The sequence below is a fragment of the Achromobacter sp. JUb104 genome (assembly GCF_024806975.1).
GTDB lineage: Bacteria > Pseudomonadota > Gammaproteobacteria > Burkholderiales > Burkholderiaceae_B > Achromobacter > Achromobacter spanius.
Genome location: NZ_JANUEY010000001.1, coordinates 268,922 through 286,058, shown reverse-complemented (window position 1 = coordinate 286,058; position 17,137 = coordinate 268,922). Strand labels below are relative to the sequence as shown.

General features: G+C 63.9%; 18 protein-coding genes and 1 tRNA gene. 8 read left to right on the top strand and 11 right to left on the bottom strand.

Features of this window, described 5'->3' with window-relative positions; translation table 11 throughout:
• Positions 1 to 3: 3 nt before the first annotated feature.
• Genes M2361_RS01255 through M2361_RS01245 form a run of 3 tightly spaced genes read right to left on the bottom strand, consistent with a single transcriptional unit; the run spans position 4 to position 885 of the window.
• Complete coding sequence (locus M2361_RS01255) at positions 4 to 297, bottom strand: hypothetical protein (protein WP_259245853.1); 294 nt, start codon at positions 295 to 297, stop codon at positions 4 to 6.
• Positions 294 to 686 carry a hypothetical protein gene (locus M2361_RS01250; RefSeq protein WP_259245852.1) on the bottom strand — a complete coding sequence of 131 codons (393 nt, stop codon included), beginning with the start codon at positions 684 to 686 and terminating at the stop codon, positions 294 to 296. Before M2361_RS01250 ends, M2361_RS01255 begins: the two co-directional genes overlap by 4 nt.
• Complete coding sequence (locus tag M2361_RS01245) at positions 679 to 885, bottom strand: hypothetical protein (protein WP_259245851.1); 207 nt, start codon at positions 883 to 885, stop codon at positions 679 to 681. The genes M2361_RS01250 and M2361_RS01245 overlap by 8 nt, the downstream gene beginning before the upstream one ends.
• A gap of 472 nt (positions 886 to 1,357) precedes the next feature.
• On the opposite strand from M2361_RS01245, the gene M2361_RS01240 reads away from it, so the two are divergent.
• Positions 1,358 to 1,723 (top strand): endonuclease, encoded by a 366-nt coding sequence (locus M2361_RS01240; RefSeq protein WP_259245850.1) that lies wholly within the window; start codon positions 1,358 to 1,360, stop codon positions 1,721 to 1,723.
• 175 nt (positions 1,724 to 1,898) lie between these two features.
• Complete coding sequence (locus M2361_RS01235) at positions 1,899 to 2,870, top strand: tyrosine-type recombinase/integrase (protein ID WP_404976229.1); 972 nt, start codon at positions 1,899 to 1,901, stop codon at positions 2,868 to 2,870.
• A 15-nt stretch (positions 2,871 to 2,885) separates the two neighbouring features.
• Here the strand turns inward: M2361_RS01235 and M2361_RS01230 are convergent.
• Positions 2,886 to 2,961: transfer RNA gene (locus M2361_RS01230), tRNA-His, on the bottom strand.
• A gap of 211 nt (positions 2,962 to 3,172) precedes the next feature.
• On the opposite strand from M2361_RS01230, the gene cls reads away from it, so the two are divergent.
• Together cls and M2361_RS01220 are read left to right on the top strand one after the other, a co-directional pair.
• Positions 3,173 to 4,630 carry a cardiolipin synthase gene (gene cls, locus M2361_RS01225; RefSeq protein ID WP_259245849.1) on the top strand — a complete coding sequence of 486 codons (1,458 nt, stop codon included), beginning with the start codon at positions 3,173 to 3,175 and terminating at the stop codon, positions 4,628 to 4,630.
• 32 nt (positions 4,631 to 4,662) lie between these two features.
• Positions 4,663 to 5,577 carry a LysR family transcriptional regulator gene (locus tag M2361_RS01220; protein WP_259245848.1) on the top strand — a complete coding sequence of 305 codons (915 nt, stop codon included), beginning with the start codon at positions 4,663 to 4,665 and terminating at the stop codon, positions 5,575 to 5,577.
• Between the two features lie 53 nt (positions 5,578 to 5,630).
• On the opposite strand, the gene M2361_RS01215 is transcribed toward M2361_RS01220, so the two are convergent.
• The 4 genes from M2361_RS01215 to M2361_RS01200 all read right to left on the bottom strand — a co-directional run bounded on the left by M2361_RS01215 (position 5,631) and on the right by M2361_RS01200 (position 9,144).
• Complete coding sequence (locus M2361_RS01215) at positions 5,631 to 6,422, bottom strand: enoyl-CoA hydratase (RefSeq protein WP_259245847.1); 792 nt, start codon at positions 6,420 to 6,422, stop codon at positions 5,631 to 5,633.
• Positions 6,423 to 6,433: 11 nt separating this feature from the next.
• Positions 6,434 to 7,408, bottom strand: a complete 975-nt coding sequence (locus M2361_RS01210; RefSeq protein WP_259245846.1) for a tripartite tricarboxylate transporter substrate binding protein — start codon at positions 7,406 to 7,408, stop codon at positions 6,434 to 6,436.
• A gap of 20 nt (positions 7,409 to 7,428) precedes the next feature.
• Entirely contained in the window at positions 7,429 to 8,610 is a 1,182-nt protein-coding gene (locus tag M2361_RS01205) for a CaiB/BaiF CoA-transferase family protein (protein WP_259245845.1), read from the bottom strand.
• Between the two features lie 105 nt (positions 8,611 to 8,715).
• Entirely contained in the window at positions 8,716 to 9,144 is a 429-nt protein-coding gene (locus tag M2361_RS01200) for a PaaI family thioesterase (RefSeq protein ID WP_100856786.1), read from the bottom strand.
• A 97-nt stretch (positions 9,145 to 9,241) separates the two neighbouring features.
• On the opposite strand from M2361_RS01200, the gene M2361_RS01195 reads away from it, so the two are divergent.
• Positions 9,242 to 10,114: an NAD(P)-dependent oxidoreductase gene (locus M2361_RS01195; RefSeq protein ID WP_100856787.1), complete on the top strand. Its 873-nt coding sequence runs from the start codon at positions 9,242 to 9,244 to the stop codon at positions 10,112 to 10,114.
• A gap of 1 nt (position 10,115) precedes the next feature.
• Here the strand turns inward: M2361_RS01195 and M2361_RS01190 are convergent, their stop codons facing one another.
• Both M2361_RS01190 and M2361_RS01185 read right to left on the bottom strand, forming a co-directional pair.
• Complete coding sequence (locus tag M2361_RS01190; protein WP_259249210.1) at positions 10,116 to 11,405, bottom strand: MFS transporter; 1,290 nt, start codon at positions 11,403 to 11,405, stop codon at positions 10,116 to 10,118.
• A gap of 270 nt (positions 11,406 to 11,675) precedes the next feature.
• Positions 11,676 to 12,332, bottom strand: coding sequence for a GntR family transcriptional regulator (locus tag M2361_RS01185; RefSeq protein WP_100856788.1), 657 nt, complete (start codon positions 12,330 to 12,332; stop codon positions 11,676 to 11,678).
• A gap of 214 nt (positions 12,333 to 12,546) precedes the next feature.
• On the opposite strand from M2361_RS01185, the gene M2361_RS01180 reads away from it, so the two are divergent.
• A complete protein-coding gene (locus tag M2361_RS01180; RefSeq protein WP_259245844.1) occupies positions 12,547 to 13,542 on the top strand; it encodes a tripartite tricarboxylate transporter substrate binding protein in 996 nt (331 codons plus the stop codon).
• Positions 13,543 to 13,566: 24 nt separating this feature from the next.
• Positions 13,567 to 15,162, top strand: coding sequence for a gamma-glutamyltransferase (gene ggt, locus M2361_RS01175; protein WP_259245843.1), 1,596 nt, complete (start codon positions 13,567 to 13,569; stop codon positions 15,160 to 15,162).
• A 10-nt stretch (positions 15,163 to 15,172) separates the two neighbouring features.
• Here ggt and M2361_RS01170 read toward each other — a convergent pair whose 3' ends face one another.
• Positions 15,173 to 15,874: a response regulator gene (locus M2361_RS01170; RefSeq protein ID WP_050449782.1), complete on the bottom strand. Its 702-nt coding sequence runs from the start codon at positions 15,872 to 15,874 to the stop codon at positions 15,173 to 15,175.
• A gap of 313 nt (positions 15,875 to 16,187) precedes the next feature.
• Here M2361_RS01170 and M2361_RS01165 point away from each other — a divergent pair, with 313 nt between their 5' ends.
• Positions 16,188 to 16,652, top strand: a complete 465-nt coding sequence (locus M2361_RS01165) for an Hpt domain-containing protein (RefSeq protein ID WP_259245842.1) — start codon at positions 16,188 to 16,190, stop codon at positions 16,650 to 16,652.
• Positions 16,653 to 17,137 lie beyond the last annotated feature (485 nt).

Sequence of the window (17,137 nt, the reverse complement as noted above, 5' to 3'; positions counted from 1 at the left end):
TGTTCAGGACGCAAGTTCCCGCACGTATTGTGATGGTTTCTGAAATGCTTTTCCAGAAGCAGATGTTATGGTTTCCCACCAATATTCGACATGGACGCGGCTTTCTTCTTCATCGCGTGTGCTGGCTATCTGCCCGGTTTCTTCCAGCGCGACCAGGACGCGCCACACGCCGGTACGGACGACGGCCCGCTGGCGCTGATCGGCTCTAGGCGCCACGTGGTTGATGATTTGCCGCATCTTGAACCGACGTCCCGGAAAAGCGCCCAGCAGATCAATCACTTCGTGCGCGTACTTCATTCGAACATCCTCCAAACCTGCTGCTTGAAACTGCCCAGCGCCACCTTGTAGTACGGCAGCGCGATCCCGATCACGCGGCACGCCTTGTCCTGGCGAAGGTGCGCCGGCAAATCGCCATACTCATTGCGGCGCGTGTACTCGGCCTGGATCACGCGCTGTTCCGCCAGGGGCAATGCCTCATAGAGGCGGTTCACCTGGCGCGCGCGGTCATGGTTCACGGGGATGCGCGGGGGCTCGTCGTCATCCTCGTGCCCAGGCTCTGCGGGGAAGGCGCAGACGGCCGGCTCGTCATGCACCGGTCTGCCAGGGCCGGGCCACTCCCCTTCCCACTGGGCGCGCGCCCAGTTGTGGATTTCCGATTCCACCCAAGCCGGCAAGCTGCTATCCATTGGCCACCTCGTACCGGCTGCACTTCTTCCCGTAGGGCCTGCCCTTCAGGCAGCGCGTGATTGTGTCGCCGATGAATGGCGTCTCGATGGTCTTGGCATGCGCGCAGCCCTCGCACGATCGTTTCAGAGCGGCCTGCTGACGGCTCATCACCACCAGCATCGGGTCGCGCAGTTCCCACCGTTGCAGATCGGCCGTCATACCAGCCACCCACGCCGGCGGGCCCATGCCAAATAGGCGGACTCGAACGTTGCGCGCGGGCTGGGTCCAACTGCTGCGCACCACACCAGCCACATATCGCCCTCCTGCCGGGCGCGGGGCTTCTCGATGATCCGCTTCAGAGCGTCCTTCATCGCCAGGGCGCACAATCCATCTCGCGCCATCGCCACCAGCGCATCCCGCTCGGCACGCGACAGGGTGACCGAGTACCTGGGCGAGCGTGTCATTGATCGCCTTCGCGAGGGTGGCGGCCGGATGGTGGTGTTCGACTGGCCTAGCTATAGGAGGCAAGCATGATGGAGTTGCCAGAACTCGCTGCGGTGCCTAACGAGCGGCGCTGGGCAGTGAGGATCTTGAGGGAGAGTGAACGGGTCGGCGGCCGGCGCTACTCGATGACCGTATTGGCCATGGCCAGGCGGGCGCTTGGGATCGGGTTGAACGTGGGAGAGGGAGCATGATCGTTGTCGACTTGCCCTGGCCACCAAAGGAACTGAGCCCCAACCACCGCGGGCACTGGGCGCCGGTTTCCCAAGCAAAGAAGCGATATCGAAACGCCGCGCGGCTGCTGGCCAGATCAGCTCTTTCCAAGGCGGACGGGTTCAGCCAGTTCCTCGGAGTGCGCATCGCGTATGAGTTCTTCCCGCCCGACGCTCGTGCCTACGACCGAGACAACCTGGCGGCCCGCATGAAGGCGGGCACGGATGGCATTGCGGACGCTATCGGCATGAATGACCGCGGGTTCCATTTCGCGCCCGCTGAGATCCGGGAAAAGGCGAAGGGCGGGATGGTCCGCGTAACTATCGAACAGGTGGCGCTATGACGATCGCCGCGATTGAAGACAAGATGCATGGCGGCGACTGGGAAGAAATTGAAGAGGCCCGCAACATCGCCTGCGATGCTCTGGCTGAAACTCTTGGTGCCACCGTCTGGCGATCGAGATCAAAGAGAAGATCCGCCACCGGACATTCAGCCTGGCGGAATACTTCCCCAACGCGGTGGTTGAAGAGGTCGGCACACTTGGCGGTCAGCTTGATACGTGGCTGGCTGCCCAACGCATAGAATCGTCGACGCGCGATGGATACTCCAACGCCATCAAGTTCTGGAAACACTCGATCTGCGACCGCCACGGCACCCGTCTTGGAATGGTCCCCCTGCGTTCGGCCAAGCTAAGCCATTTCCTGACCGTTGTTGCTGGCCGCCCGGATTTGTCCGGGAAGACCATCAACAACTATGTGTCGGTCGTACGCGAAGCCCTGGACCTGGCCGTACAGGACCGCCTTCTGACCGAGAATCCGGCCCTTGGCATTCCCCGGGCAAAATACCAGCGGGAGCCTCCCGACCCATTCAGCAGACCAGAAATGGAGGGCATCCTTGAATCAGTCGCGCAGCGGTTTCCCGGCCAGGTCCACAACCTGATCGAGTTCTGGTTCTGGAGCGGCCTGCGTACGTCCGAAGTATTTGGCTTGCAATGGCCGAACGTGGATCTCGCATCTGGATCCATTCTGGTGGCGGAAGCTCTGGTTCGGGGGAAGCGGAAAGACCGGACCAAGACGGCCGTGGCCCGCCAGGTCATCCTGAACAGCCGCGCGTTGAGCGCAATCCAGGCCCAGCGGCAGCACACACAGGTAACCGGCGCGGCGGTGTTCCACGACCCACGCTATGCGGCCCAGTGGGAAGATGAGCGCGCGTTCCGGCGCAGCTTCTGGACGCCAACGCTAAAACTTCTTGGGATTCGCTACAGGCGACCGTACAACATGCGGCACACTTACGCGACGGTCATGCTGATGGCTGGGATGACGCCGGCCTTCTGCGCGAAGCAGTTGGGCCACAGCGTGGAGATGTTCCTGAAAACCTATTCCAAATGGCTGGACGGCGATCAGAACGACCGGGAGATGAGCCGCCTAGAATTGGCGATTTCTCCCCAGAATCTCCCCGAGAAAGCAAAACAGACGCCTAAGCGTCTGTAATGTAAGGGGAATTCTTGGGGTGGCTGATGGGGCTCGAACCCACGACAACTGGAATCACAATCCAGGACTCTACCAACTGAGCTACAGCCACCTCTGGGGTACTACTTCAGTAGCACTTTTCAGCACCACTTTTTTCTCCCCCGCCGCGCTTCAAACTGAAGCTCAGCAACGAAGAGGCCGAACTATAGCATATTTTTTGGGGCCGTCAAAAGCCCCTTATCTTCCTCCCCATTGCCAACGCCACGCACCTTGCTATCCTTCCGCATGGCTCAACCCCGGAGGCCGACTTTTACGTCATCGCTATGGATCGCATACACGCAATTTTGATCGATTACTGGCCCCATCTGGTGTTTGCCGTCAGCATCGTGGCGGGGACGGGGGCGGCGGTGCATGCCGCGATGACCAAGCAGGACGTCCGGGCGGCCATCGGTTGGGTGGGGGTGGCGCTGTTTTCGCCCTTGTTCGGCGCCCTGTTCTATTTTGTGGCGGGCATCAACCGCATTCGCAAGACGCGCGTGTCGCAACTGCGTGACGAAACCATGGTGGTGGACGCCGAGCAGGTCGACACCTTGCCCGTGGATGTCGCGGCGGTGTCCGGCCCGCAGTTCGCCTCGCTGAAGATTCTGGGCGACCGCGTCAGCCGGTTCCGGCTGCTGGGCGGCAATGCGGTGCAGCCGCTGGCGGGCGGCGATGAAGCGTATCCGGCCATGATGCAAGCCATCCGCGACGCGCAGCACGCCATCGCGATGCAAAGCTACATTTTCGACAACGACGAGATCGGCCGTGAAATGGCGCAGGCGCTGATCGAAGCGCAGGCGCGGGGCGTGCAGGTGCGGGTGTTGATCGACGCCATCGGCTCCAAGTATTCGCGTCCGCCCATCGTGCGCATGTTGGCGCGCGGCGGCGTACCGGTGGCGCGCTTCATGACGAATCCGCTGGGCGTGCTGCGCATGCCGTATGCCAACCTGCGCAGCCACCGCAAGGTGCTGGTGATAGACGGGCGCGTGGGCTTTACCGGCGGCATGAACGTGCGGGCGGCGTTTGTGACCGCGCTGGCGGGCGACGCCGTCAATCACGACACGCACTTCCGCGTGGAAGGGCCCATCGTGACGCAGCTGATGTCGGTGTTTGCGCACGATTGGAATTTCACGACACATGAATCGTTGCCGGCACGGCCCTGGTTCGATCCGCACGCATTGCCGCCCACGGGCAATGTGCCGATGCGTTGCGTGCCCTCAGGGCCGGACCGCGCGCTTGGCAGTTCGCACAACATTCTGCTGGGTGCGCTGGCCGTGGCGCAGCGCCACGTGCGCATCCAGTCGCCCTACTTTCTGCCCGACCAGACCCTGATCGGTGCACTGGCCACCGCCGCGCGGCGCGGTATTCAGGTGGATATCGTCATCCCCAACAAGAACAACCTGCGGCTGGTGGACTTCGCCATGTCCGCACAACTGGACCAGGTGGTGCGCACCGGCTGCCGCGTGTGGCGCGCGCTTGGCACGTTTGACCATTCCAAGCTGATGACGGTGGACGACGCCTGGGCCTACGTGGGTTCCTCGAACCTGGACCCGCGCAGCCTGCGCCTGAATTTTGAGCTGGACAGCGAAATCTACGACCCCACCGTGGCGCGCTGGATCGGCACCCGGATCGACGGGCTGATCGCGAATTCCAAAGCGGAAACCTTGGAAACTCTGGCCGGCACGCCATTCGCCAAGCGGCTGCGCAACAAGGTCATCTGGCTGGCCACGCCGTATCTGTGACGCAGCAAAAACGGCCACGGTAATCTTGCAAGATGCGCTACGAACTCACCGACCTCCGCCTGTTCCTTGCGATCGCCGAGGCGCAAAGCCTGTCGGGTGGCGCCAATACGGTCCACCTGACCGCCTCGTCCGCCAGCTACCGGCTGAAGAACCTGGAATTGGCGATGGGCGTGCCGCTGTTCAAGCGCGAAGCGCGCGGCATGGAACTGACAGCGGAAGGCGCGTTTGTGCTTAAGCATGTGCGCTCGCTGCTGGCCGGCGTGGAGCGCATGCATGGTGAGGTCAGCGGTTTTGCCAGCGGGCTGAAAGGCAGCGTCAAGCTGTTCGCCAACAGCAGTTCGTTGAACGGATTCATCGTGCCCAGCCTGAGCCGCTTTCTGTCGGCCAACCCGAATGTGAACATCCTGCTGGAAGAGCGCTCCAGCAACACGATCGAGGCCGCCATCGCGGGGCAGGAAGCGGATATCGGCATCTTTGCCGGCCATGCCGAATCCGCCGGGGTGCAGGCCATCCGCTATGCGATCGATGAACTGATCATCGCGGCGCCGCTGAATCATCCTGTGGTGCAACATTCACCGATTCGCTTCCCGGCGGTGCTGGACCTGGATTTCGTCTGCATGAGCCGCGCCAGCAGCAACTACATCTTCTTGCGCGACATGGCCAAGCTGGCGGGCAAGACGCCCAAGGTGCGCATCCACGTGCACACCTTCGACGCCGTGCTGGCGATGGTTGAGGCAGGAGTGGGCGTGTCGCTGGTGCCGCGCAGCATCGCCGCCACCGCGTTGCGCGAACAGCGCATCGCGGCGGTGGCCATCAGCGAACCTTGGGCGCTGCGTGAGTTGACGCTGGTGACGCAAGCCGACGGGCCTCTGTCACCGTTCGTGGAACAGGTGGCCGAGTACCTGCTGGACGACCCGATCGTTGCCGCGACGCGCGGCGCGGATTGATCGCCCCCTCGCACCTTAATCAACGCTTTAATCAATGCCTGATCACCTTCTGATCAGCCCTTCCCGCCGCGCTTGCTGGCCAGGAATTCGTTCATGAACTTCTGCGGTTCGCCGGTGTTGAAGGCCGCGCCGAATTCCGCGACGCTGTCCTCGATGGCAGCGTCCACCGACATCGTTTCCCAGCGGCGCAGCAACTTCTTCTGCTGACGCAACGCCGCCGGCCCCAACGCGGCGAAGCCTTGCGCCAGCTTGTTCACCTCGTCGTCCAACCGCGCTGCGGGCACGGCGGCATTGACCAGCCCCCAGTCCTGCGCGCGGCGCGCGTCGATCAGTTCCCCCGTCAGCAGCAGCCAGGCGCTGTTGGCAGCGCCGATCAGCCGGGGCATCAGCGCCGCATGGATCACCGACGGAATGCCGACCTTGACCTCGGGCATGCCGAACTTGGCGTCATCGGTGCAGATGCGCAGGTCGCACGCCAAGGCGAATTCAAGTCCCCCGCCCAGGCACCAGCCAGGGATGCGGGCAATCACCGGCACGGGAAAATGCCGGACGGCATTGCACAGGTCACGCAAGTTCGAGATGAAGCGCTGGGCGCTGGATTCGTCCAGCGCGGCCATTTCGGCGATGTCCGCGCCGGCCACGAAGGCGCGGTCGCCTGCGCCGCGCAGCACCAGCACGCGCACCGACTCGTCGTCCTGCAAGTGCGTGAGCGCTTCGCGCAGGCCATTGATGACGGGCGTGCTCAAGATGTTCAGCACCCCGGCATCCTGCATGGTCAGCGTGGCGATGCCGGCCGCGTCGATCTGGACGTCGGCATGGGGAAAGGACAGATTCTTGGTGTTCACAAGCGCTCCTCTTACTGCATTTTTTCGAATTTAATATCTTCGACCACCGACTTCCAGTGGCTGTTCGACTGTGCGATCAACGCGCCGAATGCTTCTCGCGACATCGGGCTGGGCACCGCGCCCTGCCGTTCGATGGCATCCACCGTGGCCGGGTCCGCCAAGGCCTGGCGCACCGCCGCGTTCAGCTTGTCCAGCACCGGCGCGGGCGTGCCGGCCGGCGCGGCCAGGCCGAACCACGACGGGTTGTTCATGGCGGGTAACCCAGCCTCGGCATAGGTGGGCACGTCCGGCAGCACCTTCAGCCGCTGCTTGGCCGCCACCGCCAAGGGGCGGATGCGTTGAGCCTGGATCAAGGGGTAGGACGACGGAATATTGTCGAACACCACCTGCACCTGTCCGGCAACCAGGTCATTCAGCGCGGGGCCCAACCCTTTGTAGGGAACGTGCAGCATGCGCGTGCCGGTGGTCTTCATGAACAGTTCGCCATTCATGTGGCTCAAGCCGCCATTGCCGGAAGAGCCAAAGGCGTATTTGTTGGGATCGGCCTTCAGCAAGGCAAGAAACGCCGCCAGGTTTTGCGCGGGCAACGCCGGGTTCACCACCAGCACGTTGGGCACGTCGGCCAGGTTGCTGATCGGCGCAAAGTCGCGGACGGGGTCGTAGGCGCTCTTGGCATAGACGTTGGGGTTGACGGCGTGCGAGCTTTCTACCGCCATCACCAAGGTGTAGCCGTCGGCGGGTTGCTTGGCGGCGTAGGCCGATCCGATGCTGCCGCCCGCGCCCGGCTTGTTTTCAATGATGACCGACTGGCCCAACTGCGCGCCCAGCTTGTTGCCCACGACGCGCGCGATGATGTCGGTGGTGCCGCCCACGGCATACGGCACGACAAGGCGGATGGGCTTGTCGGGATACTCGGCGGCGGCCAGCGCAGGGGTGGTCAGGCAGGCCAGCAGAACCGCAAGCGGCAGTTTTTTAATGGATGTCATTGTTGTCTCCTCGGGGTAGTTCAAATCGTGGCCGGACTGCCCAGCACGGCGTCGGTGTGCTCGCCCAGCAGCGGCGGCGCCGCACCCAGCGCATTGGCCGGCGTGCCGGCCAATAGCGGGTTGCGCACCAGCCGCATGTCGCCCAGCACGGGATGAGTAGCGGTCTGGACCAGTTGCCGATGCAGGACTTGCGGATGCGCGTAGACCTCGTCCAGCGTGTGGATCGGCCCCCATGGCACGCCCGCGCCGTCGAACGCATCGGTCCAGTGCCGGCGCGGCGCAGCCACCAAGGCCTGCGCGACCAGCTCGCGCAAGCTGTCCAGGTTCGACAGGCGCGCGCTGTTGGTCGCGTAGCGCGCGTCCAGCGCCCATTCGGGATGCCCGGCCACGGTGCAAAAGCGTGCAAACTGGGCGTCGTTGCCAATCGCCAGGATCAAATGGCCATCGGCGCATGCGAACACTTCGTAGGGCGCACAGTTGGGATGCGCGTTGCCGCTGCGCTTGGGCGCCACGCCGGACACCAGGTAGTTGGCGCCCTGGTTGGCGTTAAGGGCCACGGCCACATCCAGCAGGCAGATATCCAATGGCATGCCCTGCCCCGTCTGATCGCGCTGACGCAGGGCAGCCAAGACTGCGGACGTGGCGTACATGCCCGTCATCAGGTCGACCACGGCAACCCCGGTGCGCAGCGGGCCGGCGCCGGGCGTGCCGTCGGGCTGGCCGGTGTAGCTCATCAGCCCGCCCATGCCCTGGAACACGTAGTCATAGCCGGGCTTGTCGGCCATGGGGCCGGACTGGCCGTAGCCGGTGATGGACAGATAGATCAGGCGTGGGTTGATGCGTGCAAGCGAGTCATAGTCCAGGCCGTATTTGCGCAGCCCGCCTGCCTTGTAGTTTTCGACCAGGATGTCGGCCTGCGCGACCAGTTCACGCACGCGCGCCGCGCCCGCTTCCGAGGCGAAGTCGATGGCAACCGATTGCTTGCCCCGATTGCACGCCATGAAATAGGCGGACATGGCCGCGCCGCCGTCGTCGGATCGCAGGTCGGGCGGGCCCCATGCGCGCGTATCGTCGCCGCGCGCCGGGTGTTCAATCTTGATGACCTCGGCGCCAAGATCAGCCAGGTTCTGGGTGCACCAGGGGCCGGCAAGAATGCGCGACAAGTCCACGACTTTGATGCCGCGCAAGGCGTTGTGAAGCATAGCGTCTCCGTTTCAACTGCTTTCGGAGAAGTATGTTCGCGCCCTCAACCCCAGAGAAGTTGAATGTTTCGAACGCTGCGTTCGTGGCGTTTCAAAGCTGTGCCATCAACCGTCCGACGCGGGCGTGGGCGCCGGGCGCACGGCGAATACCGCATTGGCTTTGAGCATGACACGCCCTTCTACCTGCAAGAGGCAGTTGGCGTAGATCAAGCGCCGGCCTTGCTTGTCGATGCGCACGTGCGCTTGCAGCCAGTCGCCCGGCTTGACCGCGTTCAGGTATTCCACGGACATCTGCACCGTTACGACGGACACCTGCAACTGCTGGGCAATGGTGTGCCCCAGGGCGCTATCGGCCAGCGTGGCAAGCAGGCCGCCATGCGCCATGCCGTGCATGTTCGTATGCGCCTCGTTCACGCGCAGGGCCAGCACGCTGTCGGCATCGCGCCGGTACAGGGTGCCCAGGTCGGCCAGATGCGTCATGAACCGGCTGCTGGGGCGCCACAGTGCAAAACCCTCGGGGATGGAATCAGTCATGGTGTGGAATCGTAAGCGCTGGAATGAGATGGCTGAAAGTAATCTAAGAGTAAGATTTACGCCACAACACACCTACACATGGCAGGAGCAGTGGAAGATGGCGAAAGTCGGCATGGTTGGAATCGGCCTCATGGGCCACGGCATTGCAAGCAATCTGGTCAAGCATGGTCATACGCTGACCGTGCTTGAGCATCCGGGCAATCAGCCCCTGGATGCGCTGAAAGCCGCTGGCGCGACCAGCGTGGAAAGCGGCGCCGCGTTGGCGGCCCAGTCGGATGTGATCATTCTGTGCGTGACCGGCAGCCCGCAGGTGGAAGCCGTGCTGCTGTCCGAAGGCGGCGTACTGCAAGGTTTGCGCGCGGGCACCGTCATCATTGATTGCTCGACGGCCATTCCGTCGTCCACCGTGAAAGTGGCCCAAGCCGTGACCGATTCCGGCGGCCGCTTCCTGGACGCACCGATGACGCGCACGCCCAAGGAAGCCGCCGAAGGCCGGCTGAACCTGCTGGTGGGCGGCGACGCGGCGCTGTTCGAAGAATGCAAGCCCATCCTGGCCTGCTTTGCCGAAAACATCACGCACGCCGGCCCCATTGGCGCCGGGCATCGCATGAAGCTGCTGCACAACTATGTGTCGCTGGGGGTGGTTGCCCTGCTGTCGGAAGCGGCTGCCTGCGCGCTGCGTTCGGACATCGACCCGGCGGTGTTCGCGGAAGTCCTGAGCAAGGGCGGCGGTGGCGGCGTGGCGCTGGAACGCATCAAGCCGTACCTGCTGGAGCAGGACCCGTCGTCGCTGCGCTTTTTCATGTCGAACGCGCAGAAGGACCTGTCCTACTACAACACCATGGCGGCCGAAGCCGGCGCCGTGCGTGAAATCGGCGCGGCCGTGCAGCACACGTTCGACCAGGCCGTCACGCAAGGCGGTGGCGAACGCTATGTGCCCGAACTGGTGACGCTGCTGAAAGACCGCTAAATCAGCGCCCCACGGTTGCCGGCATGCGCGTCAGGTCGCGTCCCGGCAACCGCAAAGAAATCGCCGCCGCCAGCAGCAACAGCACGCCCGCCGATCCGAAGGCGACCCAGTGCGTGTGGAACGTATCGAAGGCCCAGCCGCCCAGCCAGGAACTGATCATGCCGCCAACCTGGTGGCCCAGATAGGTCAGCCCATACAGCACGCCCACCAGCCGGATGCCATAGACGTCCGCCAGAATGGCCGACGACAAGGCGATGCTGCCCGCCCACACGATCCCGCCGATCGTGGCCGCGGCGTAGAGCTCCCAGTGCGCGCCCACCATGACCAACGCAAAGAACCCCAGCCCACGCACCAGATAGATGGCGGCCAGGATGTTGCGCCGTTCAACCCGATCCGACATGCGGCCCAGCACCAGCGTGCTGAAGATGGCGACCAGGCCGATCAGCCCGATGCCCAGCGAACTGGTGGTGGCGTCAAAGCCGTGGTCCATCAACATCGGCATGCCGTGCGTGCCCAGCAGGTTCATGCTGTAGCCACAGGCGAACAGGCCCAGCGCCACCTGCCAGAACGGCAGCGTGCGCAGGGCGTTGCGCACGTTGGGAGCGGGGGCTTTGATAGCGGCGGCGGCGGTGGCGGTGCCTTTGGTCGCATTCGCGGGCGCTTTGTCTTTGACGATCTGATGCGGCAACAGGTCGGTGTGCTCGGGCGCCACATCACGCATCACGAACAGCGCGACCGGCACCGTCAGCAAGGCGAACAGCACGGAAAACGCCAGCAGCGTTTCCTGCCAGCCCACGGCCGAGATCGCGAACGTCAGCGTCGGCGTCATCAGGGCGATGCCCGCCATGGAACCGGTGGACAGGAAGAACAGCGCCATGCCGCGCTGGCGCGTGAACCAGCGGCTGATGATCGGGGTCAGCGCAACCGGGCTGGTGAACGCCAGGCCGACCGACAGCGCCACGCCGAAGGACAGCAGGAATTCAATGGGGCCGCGCGCAAACACCGTCCACAGCGACGACGCCACCACAATGGCCGTGCCCGTCAGCAGCACGAAGCGCGTGCCGCGCACGCTGACCAGATATCCCGCCAGCGGCATGGCCAGGCCATAGCAAAGCATGCCTACCGCGACGATGGCCGACAGCAGGCTGCGCGAAAATCCCAAGCCATCCGCCATCGGCAGGAAAAACGGCCCGATGCCCATGCGCAGGCCCACCGTCAACAGGGTAAGCACCGCGGCAGCGCCGACGATGTTCCAGCCGAAATACCAGCCGCCCGACTCTTGCTTGTCCAACATGCCTCTCCTCGATGTCACTTTTTTGGCCGCACGCGCGCGCCAGGGCTTACAGACACCGCAGGGGAGGCGCGGACGAAAATCCGCTGTCGACACGGGGGTGGAGAAGGACGGAGCGCGAATGGGCGTGTTCTTGCCGGCGGCCACAGGCCGGCCGGAGGCGACATATTACTCCCGGCTATAAGCGGGAATGACGCGCGGCCAGAAAAGCTGTTCGGTGAGCGGGCAGCGTCGTGCCCGATTGAATCAAGCCTCGCGCCGACAGCGGGGTCACGCCTTCTTTTCCAAAAACGCCTGCAAGGCCGGCACGGTATTCAACACGTGCTGGCGCATCGCCGCCTCGCAACGCGCCGGGTCTCGTGTTTGCAGCGCGTCGATCAGTTCTTGATGCGATTCACGCACGCGCAGCACACGCCCCGGCTGAGCCGTCCACAGCCGCATATAGGGTTCCACCACGGAGTGCAACTCCGAGATCTGGCCCAGTAAACGCGGCTGCTGGCAGAAGCTGCACAGGTATTCGTGAAATTCCCGGTGGGCGGTGGTCCAGTCCAGATAGTCGCCGGACCCTTGGTCCAGTTGTTCCAGCATATTGGTCAGGCGGCGGACGTGTTCGGCGTTCATGTGCAGCACGGCGTTGCGCATGGCCAGCCCTTCCAGCACCGAGCGCATTTCAAACACTTCCAGCATTTCCTGCTGGTTCAGCCCGCGCACCACCGCGCCGCGATTGGCGCGGATTTCAACCAGGCCTTCAGAGGCCAGCCGCCGCAACGCGCCGCGAACCGGCATGCGGCTTGTACCGATTTCAGTGGCGACCACATCGGGCACCAGGCGCTGGCCCGGGGCGTAACGGCCCAGGCGGATCTCGCGCTGCAAATGCAGGTACGCCTCGTCTTCGGCGCTGATCGCTGTCTTTTGAAACTGCAGCATCGTCGTCCCCGGGCTTGGAAAGCCGCCATGATAGATAAACGCAAAAATAACACAAACTGGATCCAGTGATCCATGGATGCAAACACCAATAGTCCGAGTCCGTCCGCTCCCGTCTAATTGCCTCCGGACGGCGCCGCCACGGGCTGTCCGCGCCGGAACGGGCACAGACCCGCCCGGCGGCAGCTCACTTTCAACACGCGATCAAGGGGAATCCATGAAATTTCGTCTCATCCGGACACTGGCAGGCCTGGCCGCCGCCGCCTTCGCGACACAGGCCGGCGCACAAGCCGCCTCGGCAGCCGCTCCGGCCACTGACTGGCCGCAGCACCCCGTGCGCATCGTCGTGCCTTTCCAGGCCGGCTCCGCCACGGACCTGATCACGCGCCAACTGGGCGCCGCGCTGTCCAACGAACTGGGCCAACCCTTCGTCGTGGAAGCCCGTCCGGGCGCCGCGGCGGCCATCGGCAGCGCCTCGGTGGCGCGCTCGGCGCCCGACGGCTACACCTTGCTGATGGGCGGCCCGGCCGCCGTCGTCACCAACCGCTTCCTGCAAAAGCGCCTGGCCTACAACCCGGACGCTTTCGAACTGGTGTCCCTGGTGGCCTACACCCCGAACATCCTGCTAGCCAATCCGCAACAGCCGTTCAAGACCTTGCCGGAAATGGTCGCCTATGCGCGCGCCAATCCGGGCAAGCTGACCTATGCATCGTTTGGCACGGGCACCACCTCGCATTTGGCGGGTGAGATGCTGAAGTCCGTTGCCGGCATCGATATCCTGCACGTGCCTTACAAGGGCGCGGGCGAAGCCATCCCCGCCCTGCTCTCGGGCCAGGTGTCCATGTACTTCGACACCATCATGACGGGCCTGCCGCAAGCCAAGAGCGGCGCGTTGCTGGCGCTGGGCATGTCGAATTCGCAGCGTTCGGCGCTGGCGCCGGACATTCCCACCATCGCGGAACAAGGCTATGCCGGCTACGACATCGCCCCCTGGTATGGCCTGGTGGCGCCCGAAGGCACGCCCGCGCCCATCCTCGACAAGCTCAACCGCGCCGTGAACAAGGTGCTGGCCGACCCGGCATTGCGCGGTAAGCTGGCGGAAGCCGGCGCGGAGCCGCGTGGCGGCAGCCGCGAGGAATTCGCGGCCTTCATCAAGGCCGAGATCCCGCGCACCAAGAAGTTGATCGACCAAGCCGGCATCACCGCGCAGTAATCCTTTCTACGAGTCTCAGCATCCATGTCCCCCTCCTTCGATTGGTCTTTTCCGTACGCTTCCCGAAAAATGCCGGTCCTGGCCGCCAACGCGGTCGCGACCAGCCAACCGCTGGCCGCGCAGGCGGGGCTACGCATGCTGCTCGCCGGTGGCAATGCCGTTGATAGCGCCATTGCCACCGCCATTGCCTTGACCGTCGTCGAACCCGTCATGAACGGCATCGGCGGCGACATGTTCGCGCTGGTCTGGCACGACGGGCGCCTGCATGGCTTGAACTCCAGCGGCTGCGCGCCGGCCGCCTGGACCCCCGAGTACTTCAATGGCCGCGACGCCATGCCCGGCACCGGCTGGGGCACGGTCACCGTGCCTGGCCAGGTGGCCGGCTGGAAGGCGCTGTCCGAACGCTTTGGCAAGCTGCCCTTCGCCAAGCTGTTCGAACCCGCCATTGCCTATGCCGAAGAAGGCTTCCCCGTGTCGCCCACCATCGCTCGGCAATGGGCGACGCAAGCGCCCAAGCTGGCGCACGAGCCCGGTTTTGCCGAGGCATTTCTACCGGAAGGCCGCGCGCCGCAAGCGGGCGAATGGTGGCGTTTTCCCGCCCAGGGCAAGACCCTGCGCGACATCGCCGAAAGCGGCGGCGACAGCTTCTACCTGGGCGAACTCGCGCGCAAGATCACCGACTTCGCCAGCCAGACGGGCGGCGCGCTCAGCGCTGCCGACATGGCCGAACATCGCCCCGAATGGGTCGCGCCCATTTCGCAATCGTTCCGCGACGTTGAACTGCATGAGATCCCGCCGAATGGCCAGGGCATTTCCGCGCTGATGGCGCTGGGCATGCTGGAACAGTTTGATCTGGAAGGCATGGGCGTGGACAGCGCGGACTACTACCACGTCAGCATCGAAGCGATGAAGCTGGCGTTCGCCGACCTGCATCATCATGTGGCCGACCCGCGCCACATGCGCACGGACGCGAAAGCGCTGCTGGACCGCGCCTATCTGGCCGAGCGCGCGCGCCTGATTTCCATGGACCGCGCCAGCGTCCCCACCGCCGGCACGCCAGCCACCGGCGGCACCGTCTACCTGACCACGGCCGATGCCAACGGCACCATGGTGTCGTTCATCCAATCGAACTACCACGGCTTCGGTTCCGGCGTGGTGGTGCCGGGCACGGGTATCAGCCTGCACAACCGCGGCCTGAACTTCGTGCTGACGCCGGGTCACGCCAACCAGGTGGCGCCGCGCAAGAAGCCCATGCATACGATCATTCCCGCGTTCGTCACGCGCGGTGGCCAGCCCTTGATGTCGTTCGGCGTGATGGGCGGGTCCATGCAGGCGCAAGGGCATCTGCAGATGGTCACGCGCCTGGCCGCGTTCGGTCAGAATCCGCAGGCCATGAGCGACGCTCCCCGCTTCCGCGTGGAGAAGGGCCCGGTGGTGAATGTGGAATCGCACCTGCCGGAAGACGTGGTGCAAACGCTGCGCGATCGCGGCCACAACGTGGCCGTGGCGCCCGCTGACAGCCTGGAATTCGGCTCGGCGCAATTGATATGCCGCCTGCCCCAGGGCGGGTACGTGGCGGCATCGGATTCACGGCGCGACGGTCAGGCCGTGGGGTTTTAAATCGGGGAGTTCAGGCCAAACTCCAGGCGGTCTTGTCCGGCCGCTGGAGCGCCGGGAAGCCGCCTTCGCCCAATTGGCTTTGCACCGCATCGGCGCCGTACTTGATCAAGTCGGCGTCGCGTTCGATGCCCAGCTTTCTCATGGCGCTACGTTTCTGCGAGCTGACCGTCTGGACGCTGCGATGGGACATCTGGGATATTTCGGTCACCGTGGCGCCTGCACAGAACAAGCGCACGATTTCGGCTTCGCGCTTGGTCAGCCGGCCACGCCCCAGCACAAACGCCTGGTTGACGATCATGTCCTTGATGGTGGGCGAGTAGTACGTCTTGCCCTGGTACATGGCGTGCACGGCGTTGATGATGTGGCTGGTTGAATCCGACTTGCTGAGCACGCAGAGGTTTTCGTAAGCCAGCAAGGCGCGGATCAGCGTGGGGTTGTCGATCATGGTCAATACCGCGACGCGCAACGCGGGATACCGCCGCCGCAACAGCGCGATCAACCCCAGGCCGTCTCCGTATTTGCCGCCGGGCATGGTGTAGTCGGACACCACGACGTCGCAGTGCTGCGTTTCCAGCCGCGCGACCAAGTCAGTGGAGTTCTCCGCGCATCCGATCACATCGATGGCGGGGTCCAGCCCTAGTTCATAGCTGACCCCAAGCGCCACGGCGGGATGGTCGTCCGCGACGATCACGCGGATGTATCGTGATGACATTGTTGCATTTCCCTCTTCCACATCGGGACCCACCGGGCAACACGTTGCCTCGCATGCCGGAGGTGTCGCCCGCTGCAAGCAAGTTGTTTTGTTCATCGGATGGGTTGCATGGGCGTTTCGCCATTGTGAAGCCACTATATCGATAGACCGATATAGTGCTGCGCCAAGGCCAATAAGAGAATAGGAATACTACGAAAGTACCCCATGCGCAACTTTCCCTGGCGCAAGTCAGACGTATCCCCATCACGCCCAGCCTGCTTTCGCGACTATCGTCAAGAGACGCATACCTGCAACAGGCCATATCAGCAAGCCCATGAAGAAAAAAGACCGCGAAGAAACCGCCCATCGCGCCCCCCAGCGCCGCGCTTTCCTCAGTGACAACGAAGCTCCCACACTTGCCGCTCTCAATACTCTCGCCCTGCGACACGAACACCGCACACGCACCATCACCGAGCTGACCGGCGCCGATCCGGCGCGCATCCGTACCTTGGCCAACGCCTTCATCAAGGCCAATGACATCGACCTGCAACGCCTGCGCGCGCTTCATGCCCACGACGACCGTGCCGCCCTGCGCCACTTGGCACACCGCATCAAGGGAGCTGCCCAGATGACGGGCGACGCGCAATTGAGCAGGCTTTGCTCGGTGTTGAGCGGCGCCTGCATGGACCCGGACAACCATGACTTGTCGCTGGACGCCATCGTGGCGCAGCTAGACCTGGCGCTGCAAGAGTTCGGCGATTCCTGCCGGCAGATGGCTGACGACATGGGTGCGCGCTAGCGGCATCGGCGGCCCCTGCCATGCCCTTGCAACGCGATGACGCACGATTCGTAATCGTCATATAGGACTTTCATAGTCCTCATAGAGCTTGTTCGCTTTGCGCTTCGTATAGTCGTTTGATTTCGCCCGTGACCGGCCAGAGGCCAGTGCCTGCGTCAGCAATGTCGGGCAACAACACACCGGCAACATCGAATGATAAGAATGAATACGCGGCAACCCGATACGCGCGGGTGCTTTGCGGCGCTTGCAAGATCTCGTTTATTTTTCGCACCCCGAATCGCTCATCGAATTGCTCATCGATTCGCTTACCTAACTGCTCATCGCCTTTCCGTTTGCGCGCTATTGCTCTGCGCCCAGCCTACCTGGGCGCAAATCCCTGACGCGGGCCGCCCTAACGCGGGCCGCCCTGACGCGGGCCGCTTCTTTCGCGACCTGGAATCTACGATCCCTGCGCCGCCCCCCGCTCCAGAGGCGCCGGCGCTGAA